The 18,109-nt window shown below is 47.3% G+C and carries 13 protein-coding genes; 5 read left to right on the top strand and 8 right to left on the bottom strand.

All coding sequences use genetic code 11. The features are described 5' to 3' along the window. Positions 1-320: 320 nt before the first annotated feature. The 4 genes from ACYVB1_RS05015 to ACYVB1_RS05000 form a co-directional block, all read right to left on the bottom strand. Entirely contained in the window at positions 321-1,049 is a 729-nt protein-coding gene (locus tag ACYVB1_RS05015) for a hypothetical protein (RefSeq protein ID WP_460921203.1), read from the bottom strand. Positions 1,050-1,559: 510 nt separating this feature from the next. Continuing rightward, entirely contained in the window at positions 1,560-1,964 is a 405-nt protein-coding gene (locus ACYVB1_RS05010) for a hypothetical protein (protein WP_460921201.1), read from the bottom strand. Positions 1,965-2,030: 66 nt separating this feature from the next. Beyond that, complete coding sequence (locus tag ACYVB1_RS05005) at positions 2,031-2,963, bottom strand: hypothetical protein (protein WP_460921199.1); 933 nt, start codon at positions 2,961-2,963, stop codon at positions 2,031-2,033. Between the two features lie 170 nt (positions 2,964-3,133). Further along, entirely contained in the window at positions 3,134-4,609 is a 1,476-nt protein-coding gene (locus ACYVB1_RS05000; RefSeq protein ID WP_460921197.1) for a tyrosine-type recombinase/integrase, read from the bottom strand. 119 nt (positions 4,610-4,728) lie between these two features. On the opposite strand from ACYVB1_RS05000, the gene ACYVB1_RS04995 reads away from it, so the two are divergent. Continuing rightward, positions 4,729-5,106 (top strand): hypothetical protein, encoded by a 378-nt coding sequence (locus tag ACYVB1_RS04995; protein ID WP_460921195.1) that lies wholly within the window; start codon positions 4,729-4,731, stop codon positions 5,104-5,106. Between the two features lie 106 nt (positions 5,107-5,212). On the opposite strand, the gene ACYVB1_RS04990 is transcribed toward ACYVB1_RS04995, so the two are convergent. Further along, complete coding sequence (locus ACYVB1_RS04990) at positions 5,213-5,335, bottom strand: hypothetical protein (RefSeq protein ID WP_460921193.1); 123 nt, start codon at positions 5,333-5,335, stop codon at positions 5,213-5,215. Positions 5,336-5,446: 111 nt separating this feature from the next. Here ACYVB1_RS04990 and purL point away from each other — a divergent pair, with 111 nt between their 5' ends. From purL to ACYVB1_RS04975, 3 genes are all read left to right on the top strand, one after another. Next, entirely contained in the window at positions 5,447-9,130 is a 3,684-nt protein-coding gene (purL, locus tag ACYVB1_RS04985; RefSeq protein ID WP_460921205.1) for a phosphoribosylformylglycinamidine synthase, read from the top strand. 271 nt (positions 9,131-9,401) lie between these two features. Beyond that, positions 9,402-10,088: a pseudouridine synthase gene (locus ACYVB1_RS04980; protein WP_460921191.1), complete on the top strand. Its 687-nt coding sequence runs from the start codon at positions 9,402-9,404 to the stop codon at positions 10,086-10,088. Positions 10,089-10,445: 357 nt separating this feature from the next. Then, positions 10,446-11,507, top strand: coding sequence for a glycoside hydrolase family 43 protein (locus ACYVB1_RS04975; RefSeq protein WP_460921189.1), 1,062 nt, complete (start codon positions 10,446-10,448; stop codon positions 11,505-11,507). Between the two features lie 487 nt (positions 11,508-11,994). Here ACYVB1_RS04975 and ACYVB1_RS04970 read toward each other — a convergent pair whose 3' ends face one another. From ACYVB1_RS04970 to ACYVB1_RS04960, 3 genes are all read right to left on the bottom strand, one after another. Beyond that, positions 11,995-13,239 carry a PepSY-associated TM helix domain-containing protein gene (locus ACYVB1_RS04970; RefSeq protein ID WP_460921187.1) on the bottom strand — a complete coding sequence of 415 codons (1,245 nt, stop codon included), beginning with the start codon at positions 13,237-13,239 and terminating at the stop codon, positions 11,995-11,997. Positions 13,240-13,319: 80 nt separating this feature from the next. Then, on the bottom strand, positions 13,320-14,540 hold the full coding sequence (locus tag ACYVB1_RS04965) for a DUF4374 domain-containing protein (protein WP_460921185.1): 1,221 nt from the start codon (positions 14,538-14,540) through the stop codon (positions 13,320-13,322). 35 nt (positions 14,541-14,575) lie between these two features. Then, positions 14,576-16,984: a TonB-dependent receptor gene (locus ACYVB1_RS04960; protein WP_460921183.1), complete on the bottom strand. Its 2,409-nt coding sequence runs from the start codon at positions 16,982-16,984 to the stop codon at positions 14,576-14,578. A gap of 450 nt (positions 16,985-17,434) precedes the next feature. On the opposite strand from ACYVB1_RS04960, the gene ACYVB1_RS04955 reads away from it, so the two are divergent. Continuing rightward, on the top strand, positions 17,435-17,563 hold the full coding sequence (locus ACYVB1_RS04955; RefSeq protein ID WP_460921181.1) for a hypothetical protein: 129 nt from the start codon (positions 17,435-17,437) through the stop codon (positions 17,561-17,563). The last annotated feature ends 546 nt before the right edge of the window (positions 17,564-18,109 follow it).

The following is an 18,109-nucleotide window of genomic DNA, read 5'->3' as shown; positions in this document are numbered from 1 at the left end:
ATGGCCTTGATAATCTGTGTCTCGGTAAACTTTGTCTTTTTCATTCCATTTAAAGTTAGTAGTTTTTACAACTTTTAAATGGCCGAACTTCAGGTAAGCCTACATTATTAGCAAACACCTTAAAGTTTGATACAACTATAGCCAACCCGAACAAAATACCAGGCAAAGTGAATAAGGCTATCTGACTGTCTTTAAATCTGTCAAATAGTATAGCTGACAATATTCCTGAAGACAGACACAAACCTGTAGTAACTACTATTCTTATAGAACTAAGATTTTTAGATGTCTTCATTAATTATTTATGAACGCTAACGGTTAGGCTAAAGCACGCCTTGGTGTGCTTTAGGTGTGGTTAGGGTAAATGCTTTTCCTTCTTTCACAGAACCTTTAAAGCTTCCCTTTGCCAAGACGGAGACTTGCATGGGAGATTTTGAGCCATAACTCTTTCTTCCTTCATAGACTATATCGCCAAAGATAGAGTCTCCCACTTGATAAGACTGTTTGTTCAGGCGAAGCACCTGCCTGTTGGCAACAAACGCTGAATCAACATGTTCCTCCACTTCAGAGTACGGCTGTATTGACACGCCTGAAGGAGGAAGAATAACACCAGGCCCACTGTACGAATACTTGTAAAAAGAGGTACTAAACTCCTGATTAGCTGCCTTTACCCTTACACCTAACTCGATACTGCTGCCCCTTTGAAAGAACTTAAGATATAAAGTATCCTGGTAAATGATTGCCTCAAACTGATTTTGTGAAAGGATATATCCTAATTCATTATAGGCCTTTCCGCCCTTGTCCATGTATGGCTCTACACGCACAATATCCACAGTGTTGGTAATTGATTTGTGTAGCTCTGACAATGAATCTTGTGCATCATGAATGATATTGGGCCAGTATTTTGGACTATCCGTCAACTCAAAAGCTGAAAAATGGGGAGCTGTCTTAATTGATTCCTTAGCCCCATCAGCATCTTCTATAGTGATGGTGTTAGAGCTACAACCCATGCAAATCATAGCCAAGAGCAGTATGATACCTTTTTTATTCATTTCTATCCTGACTAACGCTTCTGTTGAAAGTAGCGAAATAAAGGGTGATTTTCCATGTTTCCTTTCAGAAAGGGCAAAGCAATTCCGAAAATTGATTTCTCAATTTTAAAAAAGTGGTCTAATAAACTGCTCTAAGGGAATGCCTATCAAATTTTATCATTATCCTGAACGGGGTCTCAAATGAGCCACCACTGAAATTATCATATCTTCATGAAGAAGACGCTGCATTCCTAACCAGAATTACGCACGAGCTGTGACGCATCAATTAGAATACGGTCTTAACATAGAGCATCAGTAAAACTACGATTCCACTTCAAAACTGACCATCGTTAGCTATAGAAATTAATAGTCAATATGTAGGGAATTAACCCTAACGGTTGTATATGCGATGTGTGGGGGAGTAATGAAACAAGTTCCTGTCCTCCGAGATAAACAGCAGCGGAATTGAGTGGCTACCAAGCACTGTGAATCCCCACATATAGCATATATTTTGTTGGTGGCAGGCTTATTTTATTCAATTCTTTTTAAATGTCCAGTATGAATTTTCTCTTCTATCATTCTGATGTCTTTAAGTTTCAAAATTTCAGATGCCTCTGATTGAGGTCTATAGATTGAAACATAAGTCATTTCATATGGATAACCTACCCAATTATTTAAATCAATTTCTTTCTCTTGAATTAAATCCCAAACTCTGACTTCAGTCCAGGTTTTGCTTATAATTCCATATCGTTTTACAGATTCGTTATTACTCCGTAAAGCAACTAAGTCACCGCTTTTTGATTTACAATAGACTTCTTGTAAGTCTCCATATTTATCTTCTACAGCCATTGTCCAAAGTCCAAACCCTAACAATGAGCTTAGTATTATTAAGATTCCTGATGCTGTAGCTATTCCTAACTTGTATTTTTTCTTCATTCTGCTTGCCACCAACGGATTGGCTATGGTGCGTTTATGCACTATAGGTTTTGTTGTGGGATGTAATTATTGATAGCTTAGCATTTTTTTAGATACTATCTGACCCTTATAGTATGTTATCACTTCCGCAGGGAGCTTGTTTTTCCCGTACACTATTTTATAGTCATCTTCTGCTAAGATATCCCCTTTCAACTTAGACGTGTCGATAACTGTTCTTTTTCTGCGGGTTAAATACCCATCATTGTTGTACTCGTAATAGACCCTTTCTATTTCGGCTCCATCCTTGTCTGTGTACTTTACATCTACAGGTTTTCCCTTTGTGTTGAGTGTGAGATATGAGTAACTGCTTATCTCGCCTTTCTCATCTATATCTGTAGCTATAACAAGATTCTTAGAGTAGCTATAGGTAGTAGTGGTTTTGACAGCTTCGCCCTTGTGGTAAATGGAATCAATAACGACAGTATTGCTCGCAAAGGCTACCGCTATGCCTTCATACAAATCTGTATAGCTTTCTTTAATCTTTCTACCCTGCTTATCATATTCAAACTGATGTATAGCATTAAGAGAACCTGTACCTTTATAGTAGGTATATTCATATTCTTTTAAAAGTAGATTATTCTTATACTCCATGGAAGTAAGGAAAAAAGCGTCATCTCTTACAGCAGGGACATGGTCTTTTACCTTCTCATCATATGAATAAACTTGGTTGTGGTTTTCAACTGCCCTTAGCTGCCCCTTTGCATCATAGGAGTGTTTACCCACATGAACCTTCTCTCCGTTTTCAAAAGATTCAATGAGAGTGATTCTACCTGAGTTGTCTATATAGTAGATAGTCTTAAGTTGTAAGTTTTCAGAGGGTGTGGCTTGTAGGGTACTCGTGGAAACTAACTTCTTATAACCTTTTAATTGATTTGGAGTGTACTCAAAACCATTCACCTGTCCAAAGCAGTAAAGTTTGCTCAAGGTTAAAAGCAATAAAGCAAGAGTTATCTTTTTCATGATTTCTTATTACCCACAACTATCAGCTAAAAGGAAGTCTATTCGGCTTATCTGCACTATGTGTGGAGTGATTTTCACTTTCTTGGCTGTTCCTGTGGCCCTTCTTCTTTTGAACTGGATAGTAGTTTCTGTTTCCATAATGTATATTATATAGCTAATATAGTAGTTTATTAAAGATTGTCAAGCGGGCTCACGATTTTATCCAACGCATGCGTAGTAACATGGGTATATATCTCTGTGGTCTTGCTGCTGCGGTGACCCAGCAGGACCTGTATATAACGAAGGTCAGTGCCCTGTTCCAGCAAATGTGTGGCAAACGAATGACGCAGCGTGTGCGGAGTCACTTTTGTCTTTATCCCTGCTTTTGCAACACAGGCTCTGAAAACATTACGCGTACTGTCCACGGTATACTGCCCGCCTGTCTGCCCCTCAAAAAGCCACACCTTCGGCCTGTATGCCTTATAGTACTCCCGCAGGCTTTGCAGCAGTTTTTGGGAGAGTAGTGTGGTGCGGTCCTTCTTTCCCTTGCCTCCGCGTATGAGCAGCAGGTTCCGGCCCGACTGCACGTCCGTAAGCCTCAGGTTTATCACTTCTCCTATTCTAAGGCCACCGGCATACAGCAACTGTAGCAGGCAGCGGTGCTTGAGATTATCGGTAGCCGAGAGTATCCTGGCTACCTCCTGCTTGCTGAGCACTGTCGGCAGCCTTTCCGGCTTCTCGGGCCGCTCCACGTTGTTGAGCTGCACCTCGTGGCGCCCCAGCACCCGCTGATAATAGAACTTAACTGCGTTGATGCTCTGGTTTATAAGGGAGCAGGAGTAAGCGCCCGCCTGCACCATATTCCGGTGGTAGCTGTTGATTTCCTCTTCCGTAAAAGCATTGACAGACGCCATTCCCTTCTCCCTGTGCCCGTTCAGAAAACGCAGCAACAGGCTATGGTAGGTGCGGATGGTGTTCATGCTGTAGTTGAGCAGGTAGAGCTTCTCCAGGTAATCTATCGGGCAGCTGATATAGTTATTCTCTTTAATATAGGTCTGCTCCCACAATTTGCGCAGCAGCGCCACGTCCCGCACCTGCAGTTCCTGGCTTAGCCAGAGCCATCCTACCCCCTCTATCTCCTCTGCCAGTGCCTGTATGCTTTGTCCATCCTCTGGTATGGCGAAACACTTCTGCTCCTTCTGCCAGTTGGCAACCCTGCTCCGCCTCAGGGTGTCGTAAAGGCCCTGGTTCATCCGGAAAGTAACGCTGATTACCGTCCTGCCTCCTTCTATCAGCATCGGCTGCAGGCGCACCACAGGCAACTCCCCCAGCTTCATCAAGGGCTCATACTGCTGTCCACCCGACAGCACCGGTACAAGTTTGTCAGGCTTGAGCCTTTTAGGGCGGTAGAGGTACCGGGTGTTTACCTGCGCCAGACCTTGAAAATGCGCATAGGTCATCTCGATGCACTGCGGGGTGTGGTGCATCACAAAGCACTTGTAAGTTTTGCTGTACTTTATCCAGGCCGCCTCCTTCAGGCGCTTATTGATAAAAGGATCAGGCCTGTGCCAGAGGCGGATATAGTTTTTCCCCTCGTGCTCCAGGGGGTTGAGGAAAACGGTGGCCTGCGCAGCGGCGTAAGTGGCTCCTGCTTTGATGTTTGTCATGTCCTAATTTACGCCCCCCGTCGGCCTTAGCCGTAAACTACCCGTATATGTCCGTAAGTATCCGGATATAAGCGGATATATCCGGATACTTACGGCTATATACAGGCAGCAAAGAAACAATGGAAGAAAACAAAAGGGCATGCGGACACTGCGGCACTGCCATTGTGGGCAGAATAGATAAGCAGTTCTGCTCGGACCAGTGCCGCGCCAGGGCGAGCCATTACCGGAAGCTGTCAGACCAGGGGGAAAAGCTGATACGTAGCGTCAACGCATCGCTGCGCCATAACCGGCAGGTGCTGCAGAAGGCAAGTCCGGTGGGCAAAACCACACTCCGAAGGCAGGTGCTTGAACTTGCAGGCTTCGACTTCCGCTACCACACCCACCTCTACCGCACCAAAGGCGGAAACACCTACCACTTCTGCTACGACTATGGCTATCTGCTACTGCAAGATGAAAAGGTGCTGATCGTGAACTGGCAGCAGTATATGGAAAAGTAAGCATAAAGAAACCCCGCCGCATTACAGAAACATCTGTGCTGTTTTGCAGGAAGGCTTCAGCTCTTATGCAAAACACCTATTTCGCCACATACACAGTTTCTGAACTTCATGGTTGGGCTATGGAGGAAGACAGGTTTAAAGGCAGGTGCTCCTTGCCTCCTTCTACAAAAGCCTCCGTATCAGGTTTGGCTCTTTCAACCATCAGGCTATAAGGAGGGAGCACCTTCATCCGCTTTTCCTGGCTATACCTTCATAACAACTCGAATTGTCCGGATACAGTGCGCTTAGATATTCTATTTTGAAATTTAAACCTTACCTTTGTGGCTTGAAAAAAATAAGCATGATTCGTTTCTTTTTTAGCCAGCCTGATACAGTTTACGCCTTACAAAGCGAGGGGGAACTAAGCGCAACAGACATTTCGAAACTGGAATGGCTGTTCGGCGATGCCAGATTACAGCAGGAAGCAACCCTGAGTGGTTTTTATGTGGGCCCTCGTGCTGCCATGATTACCCCATGGAGTACCAATGCCGTGGAAATCACCCAGAACATGGGCATGCAGGGAATTATCCGGATAGAGGAGTTTAAGGTAATAGCAGAAGATTTTACGGATTTTGACCCAATGCTTTCACAAAAGTATGATGGTCTGAATCAGGATATCTATACCATTCATATTGAGCCGGAGCCTGTTTTGCCGGTTACGGATATTGCAGCCTACAACAAACAGGAAGGACTTTCGCTGAGTGAGGAAGAAGTTGATTATTTAAACCAGCTGGCTGACAGATTAGGCCGGCCGCTGACCGACTCCGAGGTTTTCGGATTTTCGCAGGTCAACTCAGAGCACTGCCGCCATAAAATTTTTAATGGCAAGTTTGTGATTGATGGCGAAGAGAAGCCAAGCTCGCTCTTCAAATTAATCCGCAAAACATCCGAAGCCAATCCGAACGATATTGTTTCCGCCTACAAAGATAACGTGGCCTTTGTGAAAGGGCCGGTGGTGCAGCAGTTTGCCCCGAAACGTGCCGATGTGCCCGACTTCTACCAGGTAAGCGATTTTGAATCGGTTATTTCTATAAAAGCGGAAACGCACAACTTCCCCACCACAGTAGAACCGTTTAACGGTGCCGCCACTGGCTCCGGAGGTGAAATCCGGGACCGACTGGCAGGTGGCCAGGGAGCACTTCCCCTTGCCGGAACAGCTGTTTATATGACGGCTTTATCGCGCCTGGAAAAAGACCGCCCCTGGGAACAGGCTACAAGAGAAAGAAACTGGCTGTACCAAACGCCAATGGATATCCTGATCAAAGCCTCTAACGGGGCGACTGACTTCGGAAATAAATTCGGGCAGCCCCTGATTACCGGGTCGGTTTTAACCTTCGAGCACGACGAAAGAGCGGATGCAGTGGAGGTCCCAAGGCAATTAGGTTACGACAAAGTGATCATGCTGGCCGGTGGCGTTGGCTACGGCAAAGCAAGCCAGGCGCAGAAACAGCACCCGAAAACCGGCGACAAAATTGTAATTCTGGGCGGTGAAAACTACCGCATTGGCATGGGCGGTGCCGCGGTATCCTCTGCCGACACAGGCCAGCACGGCTCAGGCATTGAATTAAATGCCATTCAGCGCTCAAACCCGGAGATGCAGAAACGTGCCGCCAACGCGATTCGGGGCATGGTAGAGAGCGAGCATAATGCCATTGTGTCTATCCACGACCATGGTGCCGGCGGCCACTTAAACTGCCTTTCAGAATTGGTGGAAGAAACAGGCGGTAAAATAGACCTGGATAAGTTACCTGTAGGCGACCCTACCCTTTCGGCCAAAGAAATCATCGGCAACGAATCGCAGGAGCGTATGGGCCTGGTGATAGGTGAAGACGATATCACTACCCTGCAAAAGATAGCGGACCGCGAGCGGGCCCCAATGTATACAGTTGGTGATGTGACCGGAGACCACCGCTTTACCTTTGAGTCAGCCTCCACCGGCCAGAAACCAATGGACCTGGAGCTGGGTGATATGTTCGGAAGCTCTCCAAAAGTGGTGATGACCGACAAGACGGTTAACAGAACTTACCAGCCGGTAAGCTACGACAAAAACCAACTGCATACCTACCTGGAGCAGGTGTTGCAACTAGAGGCAGTAGCCTGTAAAGACTGGCTCACCAACAAAGTAGACCGTTGCGTGGGTGGCCGTGTGGCCAAGCAGCAATGTGCTGGCCCGCTACAGTTGCCGCTGAACAACTGCGGTGTAATGGCGCTGGACTTCCAGGGCAAAGAGGGGGTTGCTACTTCGATAGGTCATGCCCCTGTTTCAGCCCTGATTGATCCGGCAGCCGGTAGCCGCAATGCCATTGGCGAATCCCTTTCAAACATCGTTTGGGCTCCGCTAAAAGATGGCTTACAGAGCGTTTCGCTTTCCGCCAACTGGATGTGGGCCTCTAAGAACGAAGGAGAAGACGCACGCTTATACAAAGCAGTGGAAGCCTGTTCAGATTTTGCTATTGCCCTGGGCATTAACATCCCTACAGGAAAAGACTCGCTTTCTATGAAGCAGAAATATAGAGACGAGGAGGTAATAGCACCGGGCACGGTTATTATTTCGGCAGGCGGAAATTGCAGCAATGTGCGCCAGGTGGTGGAGCCTGTGTTGCAGCGCGATGGCGGTAACATTTACTACATCAACCTCTCCAACGATGCCTACAAGCTGGGTGGTTCTTCTTTTGCGCAGGTAGTAAACAAAATAGGCAACGAAACGCCTGATGTTACTGATGCTACATTGTTTAAGAATGCCTTCAACACACTGCAAGGATTGATCAAAGATGGCAAGATAGAAGCGGGTCATGACATTGGCAGTGGCGGCTTGATTACGACGCTGCTGGAGATGTGCTTTGCGGACAATAACCTGGGTGCATCCATCGATTTAACATCATTGGGCGAGGAAGACAGCATCAAAGTACTGTTCTCTGAAAACATTGGCGTGGTCTTCCAGGCATCAGCAGACGTAGAAGAAACCTTGAATGCCAACAATGTTCCGTTCCACAAAATAGGCACCAGCTCTTCCGCTGCAACCCTTGAACTGAAAAACGGCTCAGAGTCTTACAGCTTCGACATTGCCCAGCTACGAGACACCTGGTTTAAAACTTCGTACCTGCTGGACATCGAGCAAAGCGGCCCGGCAAGTGCCAAAGTCCGTTTCGACAACTACAAAAATCACGAACTTATCTATAAGTTCCCGGAAGGATTTGACGGCAAGAAGCCGGTTATTGACCCATCCAAGCCTAGAATAAAGGCGGCTATCATTCGCGAGAAAGGAAGTAACTCGGAGCGTGAAATGGCGAATGCCATGTACCTGGCGGGCTTCGACGTGAAAGACGTGCACATGACGGACCTGATATCCGGAAGAGAAACCCTGGAAGATATCCAGTTCATTGGCGCAGTGGGAGGCTTCTCCAATTCAGACGTACTTGGGTCCGCCAAAGGATGGGCAGGCGCCTTCCTGTACAACGAAAAAGCAAAAACTGCACTGGAGAATTTCTTTAAACGTGAAGACACGTTATCGGTAGGTATCTGCAATGGCTGCCAGTTGTTCGTGGAGTTAGGGCTTATTACCATGGGGCATGAGAAAAAGGCGAAAATGCTGCATAACGTAAGCCAGAAGCACGAAAGCATCTTCACGTCTTTAACTATACAGGAAAACAAATCGGTGATGCTCTCCAGCCTGGCCGGAAGCACGCTGGGGGTCTGGGTATCGCACGGTGAAGGCCGTTTTAGCCTGCCACACACCGAGGATAACTACCAGATTGTTTCGAAGTACGCTTATGAGACCTACCCGGCCTGCCCGAACGGCTCTGACTACAACACCGCCATGATCTGCGATGAAACGGGCCGCCACCTGGTGATGATGCCGCACATTGAACGCTCACTCTTGCAGTGGCAGTGGGCACATTACCCGAAAGGCCGCCACGATGAAGTGTCGCCATGGATGGAAGCGTTCGTGAATGCCAGAAAATGGTTGGAAACCAACGGCAAATAGTGGATATCAAACCTCTGATAATATGATCAAGTACAGAAACACTCTGCTCTAATGCAGAGTGTTTCTGTTTCATGCCTGCCGTACACCCATTCACACGAAATACCATGGAACATTGGGTGTGTTGCCGCTGGATGGACAGGCTCAACGGCAGCTGAAACGGGCTTGTATACACCCCAATACGATGGAAACGAGTTCATGCAATTTGGTATCAATCAGCAGTACCCCCTGTTAATAAATGAAAGCGCTTAACTCCTCACTAAAATATTTTGTTGTGCAGAGGTTGAATCTCTCGAACAAGGACGCTATTCATCATATTCTTTCGGGCAGAGTACTGGTAAATGGCAAACGGGGTACCTTAGATCAGGTGCTTTTACCGGAAGATGCGGTGCAATTGGATGAGCAGACTATTAAGGAGCCTCAAAAAAACGTATATATCGCCTATCATAAACCCAATGGCATAGAGTCTACCATGAATGCCAGCATAGAAGACAATCTCTTACAGGCCTTAGAAATTCCCCACGATGTATTCCCTGTCGGAAGACTGGATAAAGCTTCTGAAGGGCTTATGCTGCTCACCAACGATGGAAAATTGTCCATCAGAATACTTCACCCGAAGAGCTGCCATGAAAAGGAATACGAGGTAACGGTGGATCACCCGCTCACACAGCAGGCCATAGACCAGCTTGCTGCCGGTGTCGTCATCATGGGAAAAAAGACACGCCCTGCTGTGGTCAGGCAGCTCAGTGATACATCCTTTAACATCATCATGACACAGGGGCTCAACCGGCAGATCAGGAGAATGTGTTATAAGCTGGGGTATCAGGTGACAAAACTCCTGCGCATTCGGTTCCTGTCGTTGGAACTGGGAAACCTGTCACCTGGAGAATGGCGCCATCTGAATCAATCAGAAATTAATACGCTGGTTCAGCATACCTCCTATGACTCGGCGTCTATCTAAATCATTATCTGGGTGTTGAAGAATTCGTGCTGCTGTTCTGCCATGTTGCTCCTACTTCGCGCGCTATGTGTGCCTAAAGCCATGATGCAGGCCCAGCTATCATAGCATTTCTACTTTCCCTCCTGCTCATCTTGACAAGTAGGCTATAAATTTAATTCGGGAGCCCAGAATGGCACGATATTTCCTATATAACATCCGCAGGCTCCTGCTGGTATGATGAGTCAATCAGCACTTATGACAACATTGATACAGTCCTTATTTTGAACTTTTTTGGAGAAGCGTACTTTTTACACTTATATTTAGCATGAGAAGTTAACAGCCTCTACTTTTTAATACAATCAGCATAAATAAAACAGCATGAACACAAAAAGACTAATCAGACTTGCCCTTGCATTAGTGCTCATTCTTAGCGGAGTGGCAGTAAATGCGCAAAAGTTGAAGAAAAACCAGTTTAATAACCCCATTGCCTTGCAACGGGCAGATCCGCATGTATGGAAAGCAGAAGATGGCACTTATTATTTCATCGCTACAGTGCCGGAGTACGACCGTATTGAGATGCGTAAGTCAAAAACCATCAATGGCATAAAAGATGCGGAACCGGTAGTAGTATGGCGCAAGCACAACGAAGGTCCTATGGGCAACCACATCTGGGCTCCTGAACTCCACCAGATAGATGGAAAATGGTACATCTATTTTGCAGCCGGTGGGGCCGAAGACAAGTGGAAAATACGCAAGTATGTATTGTCAAACCCATCGGCAGATCCCACAAAAGGCGAATGGACAGAGGAAGGTGAAATGGAAAGCGTAAGAAATGAGTTTACCCTCGATGCCACCACCTTCGTGCATAAAGGCCAACGCTACCACATCTGGGTAGACCGGGCATCGAACAAGGAAGTGAATACAGGTTTGTACATTGCTAAAATGACCAGCCCAACCACCCTCGGTGAGAAGCAGGTCGTAATTTCCCAACCGACATATGCGTGGGAAAGAAAAGGCCATAATGTGAATGAGGCCCCGGCAGTAATCATCCGCAACGGAAAGGTGTTTGTAACCTTCTCTGCCAGTGCCACTGATGCTAATTACGCCATTGGTTTGCTTTGGGCCGACGCTGATGCTGACCTTCTTGATCCTGCCTCCTGGAATAAGTTACCAGAGCCGGTTTTCTACACGAACGAAAGACTGAAGCGTTTTGGTCCGGGACACAACAGCTTTACTGTGGCTGAAGATGGCAAGACAGATATTATGATTTACCATGCCCGCGACTATAAAGAAATTGATGGCGAGCCGTTGTACGACCCGAATCGCCACACCCGTGCCAGAGTATTGAACTGGACAAAGGATGGCATGCCTGATTTTGGACAGGACTTAAGCGATGATGAAACCGCTCTGAAAAAACAAAAGAAGGCAAAAAAGCAGTAGACCTTTGTGAACGACGGAAATTATACGGCTTTTAGGATAAAAACCATAGCAGCTACTTAAGCTGTTATTCTGGAGAAATGCAGCTACCATATGAGGAGGATTTAAACCTCTTTACATGGTAGCTGTCTCTTTTTCAGGGCTCTTCTCATTTTCCTTTAAAGAGGCCCGTAAAGGTTGGTGAAGCCGCCATGCTAAACTTCAATAACTGCTTGAAGAAAGCTTCTTGCAGACAACTGAAGCACCGCAGCGTTTTTCCCCCAGCTTCAGTTACCTTGCATCCATGCTCTGGCAAAGTAGCTGCACTTTCAGAACATTATGTGCAGGCGTGCAGACAAAGTTTAGCTGCTCCCAGGTTTCAAAACTTCTGATGTACAACTTTAGTGTACAGGCTCTAGCATATACAGCTGGCTTCCTTTTGCACCGTATAGAGGAGGTGACGCAAAGCAACAAGATGGGGCGTAAGCTTTTCGCTTTGGTTCTTGCTGTTTTAAGATTTCTGATAAACCCTGACCGTTTTAGCGGGGGTATTTCTTTCGGAAACTACAGAAGAAGGATCTTTCTTCTTCGACTTCTTCTTTTTATTCCACCACACAAGGAAACCTGTAACAGGCAAACTGGCGCAGATAAGGCTGATAAAAAAAGCAAATATTTTACCTGGCAACCCCAGCACCGCCCCAATATGCACATCGTAATTGAGCATGTACAACTGGTCTGCAAAGCTTGCCTCTGTAAACCTGTCTCCTTTTACCCGATACCGCTCCAGGGTGTACTGGTCGTAGTAATACTCGTTCCGGTTATACCAGGAACCCTGATCCTGGTACGCAATAACTTCGATGGGATCATCCATGTCTTCCAGGGTAGGTGACAAATAAAATCCGCCTTGCACATTGGGTTCCTGTGCCAGCGTCTTATACCAGGCCCGGTCCAGCACCGAAGCCGTATCGCTGGCAAGCAGGCCTGCCTGGGAGACATCTGAATGCGGATGGCTGTGCTCCGGCCTGGACTCTCCTCCTGAGGTGACATAATACAGGGAGTCAGCAAACCACTCAAAGCTCCATACCAATCCCGTAACTGCCAGCACAAAACCGAAAATCAGGCTATAGAATCCTACCACATTGTGCAGGTCATAGTTTATCCTTCTAAAACTACCGTTCCACTTTATCTTAAAGCTCTTGTCTACTTCGGTCTTGTTCCACTTCTTTGGCCACCACATTACGAGGCCCGTAACAAGCAGCACCACAAAAATGAGCGTACACACGCCCACAATCGGGCGGCCAATTTCGTAAGGCAGCCAGAGGGCCCGGTGGCCATCCATCACAAAGCTGAAAAAGTCAAACTCCCCCTCTCCCAGGGACTGCTGTTTTTTCAGGAACTTCCCTGTGTAGGGGTTCATGAATATTGCCGTGAAGCGGTGTTTTCCGTTAACCACAGACTCATAGCCTACTGCAGCCGCCCCTTCCCTGTTGCTGTAGGTAAGACCGGTGGGCGTTGCACCAGGCATGTACACCTGTGCCGTATCCAACAGCTGGCTGGGCGGCACAAAAGGTTTGTCCTGCACCTCTACAAAGCGCCAGGGCTCTAAAGCATCTTTTATTTCCTGCTGAAAAGCATACAGACATCCCGTGATGCTGACAATGAACACCACAACCCCTGAAACAAGGCCTAGCCAGAGGTGTAGCCAATCGTTGACACTTCTGAGGGCACCCTTGCTGCTTTTCTTTTTGCTATTCATGGTATATGGAACGGATTGATAAAGGAAAATACCAGCTCCACCCCTATCAGGTGAAGCTGGCTCTATAGTTAAATCAGCTGCTAAAGCTTAAAGAAGCCGGCCACAAAGTTAGCTTCCACTTCAGCACCTCTTGTGGCTGTGTGGTTCTCTGTATCTACCCTGTACACATAAATGCTGTTGCCTTCCGGAATCGTCAGGTAAACGAAATTTTCATCGTGCAGAGCTGCTAACCTGCGGCCACTTCCTGCGTGCTGAGGCACACCATCAATGTAAGTAACTGTTTTATTGTACAAGTCGATAACTGCTGATCTCAGTGGGCCATCAGACCATCTTACCTGCGCTTCGTTATCAGCCATGTTGATTTCAGCAAAAGCTTTCCCGTTGCCCAGGTACATCAGGTGCGCAATATTTTTTCCTCCGGTTATTTCTTCTACATCGAAGAAATAATTCTGGTCAAATTCTGTCGCGCCACTGTTGATGCGCAGGATGCCACCTTCTTTGGTAACCTGGCTGTAACCGTTTGCCGGGTTAGAATGAGAAAGGGCATATACATCGCCTTTCTCATCTTTTATCAGGCCTGATTTGATGTTGAAGCCACCTGTTGGGCCGGTGCGGGTATCTTCAATTACTTTTTGGAACTCCAGTCCAGGGTAAGAATAAACTGCTATTTGTGCGGCATCGGTATAAGGAGTGGCATAGGTATTAGGGTCGCTGATATAATAGCTCAGGAAGAGGTGGTTGCCACTGATGCGCATACCAGCATAAGCCGGCACCTGAAGGTCAGTGATATCAGAAACCGGATGTTGGGTGGTGCCGGTTACCCTTACTGTATTGGCATCGATGGTATGGAATTTAACCATGTCGGAAGTAGGAGCAAGCTCCACGGCTACCAAAGTATTGTCATCAGCCTTCACAATATCAGAAAGAGGGTTGTCGAAAGAAACATCTCCTATCTGAGTCAAGGCGCCATTTTCATCTTTTGTAATGCCCACCACGTTCACATCGCCCAGACCACCAATGCTGTAAATCGTGTTGTCTATCTGGGTAAAATCGTAATAGCCCGGCTGCTCTATTCCCTGCCCCACAGCAGAAACAGCCCCGCTCATAACATCATCAACCGGGACGGTATAATAAGTGAAGCCCCCATCGCTGCCCTGTATGGCAAGCGACAGCGCATAGGTGCTTTCCTGGGCAACAGGAGTTGGCGTATTTTCACTGTTGTCGCAGGATGTGAAGAGAACGGTGGCACAAAGGCTTAGGACTGGCAATGCCAGTTGTCTTGCTCGTTTAATCGAAAACATATGTTCTGTTTAGTTATAGATTGATTATGGAATGATTAAAGAACGTACCGCAACTTCAGGTAAAAGGCACGCCCGGGTTTCTGTAAGTAAAATTTATCGTAAAGCCGCGCGTCCGTCAGGTTGCGGCACTCTGCTGCGATGTTGTATTTCCCTTCCTTCAGGCTCAGGGAGAGCTCCAGGTTATGCGATGACTGCTGTGGGATTACTTTTTTAGAGTCCCTGGAGCCAAGTTCTGCCCAACTCAGGAAGTACTGCTCTACAAAATTGTAGTAATAGTTCACGTTCCACACAGACTCCCTGGCAAGTACATTTTTAAAGGTAAGGCCGGCGTTGGCGTTGGCGAACAGGTAAGGTGTGTTCGGCAAGCGATAGCCTTTCTGGTAGTTGCGCTGGTAGCCCGTGTTGGTATAAGACTCGTTGTACACTACATCAGCCTGGTCTGTGATGTTCTGGAAAGTAGCACTTCCGCCCAGGCGCAACGTTTCTCTCCACTGGTACTTCATACTTCCTTCCACACCAAGCGTGCGCGTTTCGCTCAGGTTGTCGTAGTACGTCTCCGGGCTGGCCACACGCACCACCTGGTAAATCAGGTCTTTTGCTTCCCGGTAAATAAAGCTGCTTTCCATCGCAAACCGGTGGTCTGGATGGGGTGTAAAGCCATAGGCTGCTCCTACGTTCAGGTTATCGCTTTGCTCCGGGCCCAGTTCCGGGTTCGGCCGTGTAAACAGGCCGTCTCCGAAAATCTCTGTAGCCCAGGGCATACGATACGTATGCTCGTAAGAGGCTTTCAGCTGCAACCCGGGAAGCAGAAAATAAGAAGCTGCCAGTCCATATCCGGCGTTTTCTTTATTTGCCTCATAAGTATCAGTCCGCTGTGTCTCCAGTGCAAAGTCATACACCTTGCTGGTCTTCGCCTGCAGAAAATAGAACTTCCCGAAAAGCGTGGCACTAAACTTTTTACTAGGGTCAAATTTATAGGCAAGTCCCAGCACCTGCTTGTTCAGCGACTTTGGAAACTGGTTCTCGATCTTATCCGGGTTCTCGGTGTCAAACACTTCCCTGTGGAAGTATGAGAGGGAATAGTTAAGGGCCAGCGAGTGGCTCGGGCTGATTACGTAGCCGGCATTAAACTGGCTGTTGAAGTCGGTATCGTTTAAGGTAGTGAAAGTGCGGCGCGACAATTCGCCATTATTAGATCCAGGCGTGTAGGTGGCTTCTCCCAGCCAGTTATACCTAACCCCACGCAGCGTATCTATTATTTCACTTTTGGTGTCGTTGAAGGCACTGTAGAGGCTGACATTCAGCCCGTTTACAAAAAGGTTGTCTTTGCTGTATTTGAACGTAGGCACAACCGACCGGCTGTTGCGGGTGATACCGCCGTACACACTGCTCATGGTTGCTCCCGTTTGCACCTCTTTATCATTGCCCGACGCGATGATTCCGAAAAGGAGATTATCAGCATACTTCCGGTTCACCCAGCCTGTTTCCAGCTTTACCATTCCGGAGCGATAGCGGTCGTGAAACCGCTCCACTTCCCTTGTATCTACCACGTTGTTTCCTTCTGTGATAGGAACCCAGACTTTGTAGTTGTTGTCAGAATAGTTGTAGTTGACATTGCCCCTGAAAGTGAAGCCGTTCTGTGCATTCGTATAAGCCCCGTTTAGCGACAGGCGATGCGTTTGAAAGGAGCCAATGGAATAAGAAGCATCCAGGAAGTTACTCTTTTTGTTTGTGATAATGTTAACAACACCTCCCAGGGCATCAGTACCTAACCACACCGGCACCACACCTTTGTACACCTCAATCCGGTCGATGGTATTCACCGGAATATCACTCATCGTGAGCGAGGAACCGAAATTATCCATCGGAATCCCATCCAGGAAGAATTTCACCTGATCTCCCGAAAAACCATTCAGGCTGAAGTTTAAATTAGAACCCAGGCCACCTTCTTCCAGCACCCTTACGCCAGGAACACGGTTCAAGACTTCTTTTGCGTCGGAAGTGCTGTTTTGCAGCTCTTTTGTGGAGATGGCGGTCACCGCATAAGCCTGTTCGTTTACTTCGCGAATAGCCGTTTTCCCTAAAACCTCCACCCCTTTCATTTCAAAGGATTTATCGAGGAGCCTGATATTCACCTCCAGATTTTGCGAAGCGACTAGCTGCAGGGGCTTTTCCTGTGTTTCAAAACCCAGGAAACTGGTTCTCAGCACGTATTTTCCCGGTAAAATGCCTGCTAATTCATATCGGCCTTCAGCATCTGTGGTGGTGCCGACATTGATTTCCTTGATAACCACAGTCACGCCCGCTAAAACTTCTCCTGAGGAGGAAGACACTTTTCCAAAGACTCTTGCCTTGACCGGACTTTGGCTCCAGGCTGTGTTAGCAAGGCAGATGAAAGCCATAAACACAATAAGCGCCCTGACAGATGTAATATGCTGATGCAAAGCTTAAGCTATTTAGAATCATTTTAAATAATGGCAAATATAGGTATAAATCTTTAAAGGGGAAGTGTTATTTAGAATAAATCTAAACTATTGGCAAAGACCTATATTAAGACAGGAGCTTTCTGACAGGCTTTTTAACAGATAACAGGAAGCGCATAAAGAGTGAAGGCAACCTGATTGGCCGCTTTTAAAGGCACCGGGATGCCCCGTGAATTAATCACCAATAGGGTACCAGTAAAAAAGAACTAAGCGATGTGCCTGTTGCCGCTAACATCGACCCCGGTCATACTGCCCCCATGGCCACGCTACCCATGGGCGGCAGCATCCGTTTTCAGGAGAAGAAAGAGGACGAGGTACAAATAAAAAATTTCACAAAATCCCGGAACCTTAAGTACTGTCATCGTGGTTTACCACCTGTGCCCGATACAAAGAGCCAGTGAGGCTAAACCGGTGGAAGAAATTCCCTCCGCACCGGAACTTCCGGGAGCCCCACAGATGTTATGCTCCAGTGCGCAAGGCACCAGGGAGGAGAAAGAGAAAAAGTTTTCCCAGGGAATGAACTTCCGGGACGGCTTCTGACGTTATCCTCCAGCGCGGCCTCCAAACGGGAGGCTGAAGACGCAAAACAAGAGTATCAGGATAAGCATTAAGCGCGGGAGCATTTCCACAGACGGGCCTCAAGCCCCTCTTCTTGCGCTGAGAGAAAAAGAGCCGAAAATTTTCCCTGCTTTCAGGAACTTCGGCAACACAGGGAGGTGTTACCTCTCCCGCCGGCCTCGTGAAGGCCAGGGCAACCCTAAACTATTTTACCGGCTTTACCGAACCCCTGCGGCATGCCGCGTACCAGTGTTTTGTGCGCGAGGGCTGGCAGCGGAAAGGAGGCTGAAAAAATATTCTGCCGGGCATCTTGCAAAGCGGGAAACTATCCCTACCTTTGCGTCCCGTTTCGGAAGGAGGCGGATAAGGAGAGGCAGAGAGAAAGGCTGCGAATCCTGAAAAAGAAGAAAAAAAATCGAGTGCCGCTTGCAAAGCAGAATATAATTCTTACCTTTGCATCCCCTTCGAAAACAAGGCCAGCGCAAATCCAAATAGGACTCTGGCAACAAGCCGCAGGGCAGCCGTGGC

Source organism: Pontibacter brevis (genome assembly GCF_054779655.1).
The sequence above is the reverse complement of the archived record's forward strand: the minus strand, read 5'-3'. Positions and strand labels throughout refer to the sequence as shown.

Coding starts and splice junctions, on each gene's coding strand:
- ACYVB1_RS05000 (WP_460921197.1), bottom strand. CDS start 4,609: ATGACAAACATCAAAGCAGGAGCCACTTACGCCGCTGCGCAGGCCACC.
- ACYVB1_RS05010 (WP_460921201.1), bottom strand. CDS start 1,964: ATGAAGAAAAAATACAAGTTAGGAATAGCTACAGCATCAGGAATCTTA.
- ACYVB1_RS04995 (WP_460921195.1), top strand. CDS start 4,729: ATGGAAGAAAACAAAAGGGCATGCGGACACTGCGGCACTGCCATTGTG.
- purL (WP_460921205.1), top strand. CDS start 5,447: ATGATTCGTTTCTTTTTTAGCCAGCCTGATACAGTTTACGCCTTACAA.
- ACYVB1_RS04965 (WP_460921185.1), bottom strand. CDS start 14,540: ATGTTTTCGATTAAACGAGCAAGACAACTGGCATTGCCAGTCCTAAGC.
- ACYVB1_RS05005 (WP_460921199.1), bottom strand. CDS start 2,963: ATGAAAAAGATAACTCTTGCTTTATTGCTTTTAACCTTGAGCAAACTT.
- ACYVB1_RS04990 (WP_460921193.1), bottom strand. CDS start 5,335: ATGAAGGTGCTCCCTCCTTATAGCCTGATGGTTGAAAGAGCCAAACCT.
- ACYVB1_RS05015 (WP_460921203.1), bottom strand. CDS start 1,049: ATGAATAAAAAAGGTATCATACTGCTCTTGGCTATGATTTGCATGGGT.
- ACYVB1_RS04975 (WP_460921189.1), top strand. CDS start 10,446: ATGAACACAAAAAGACTAATCAGACTTGCCCTTGCATTAGTGCTCATT.
- ACYVB1_RS04970 (WP_460921187.1), bottom strand. CDS start 13,239: ATGAATAGCAAAAAGAAAAGCAGCAAGGGTGCCCTCAGAAGTGTCAAC.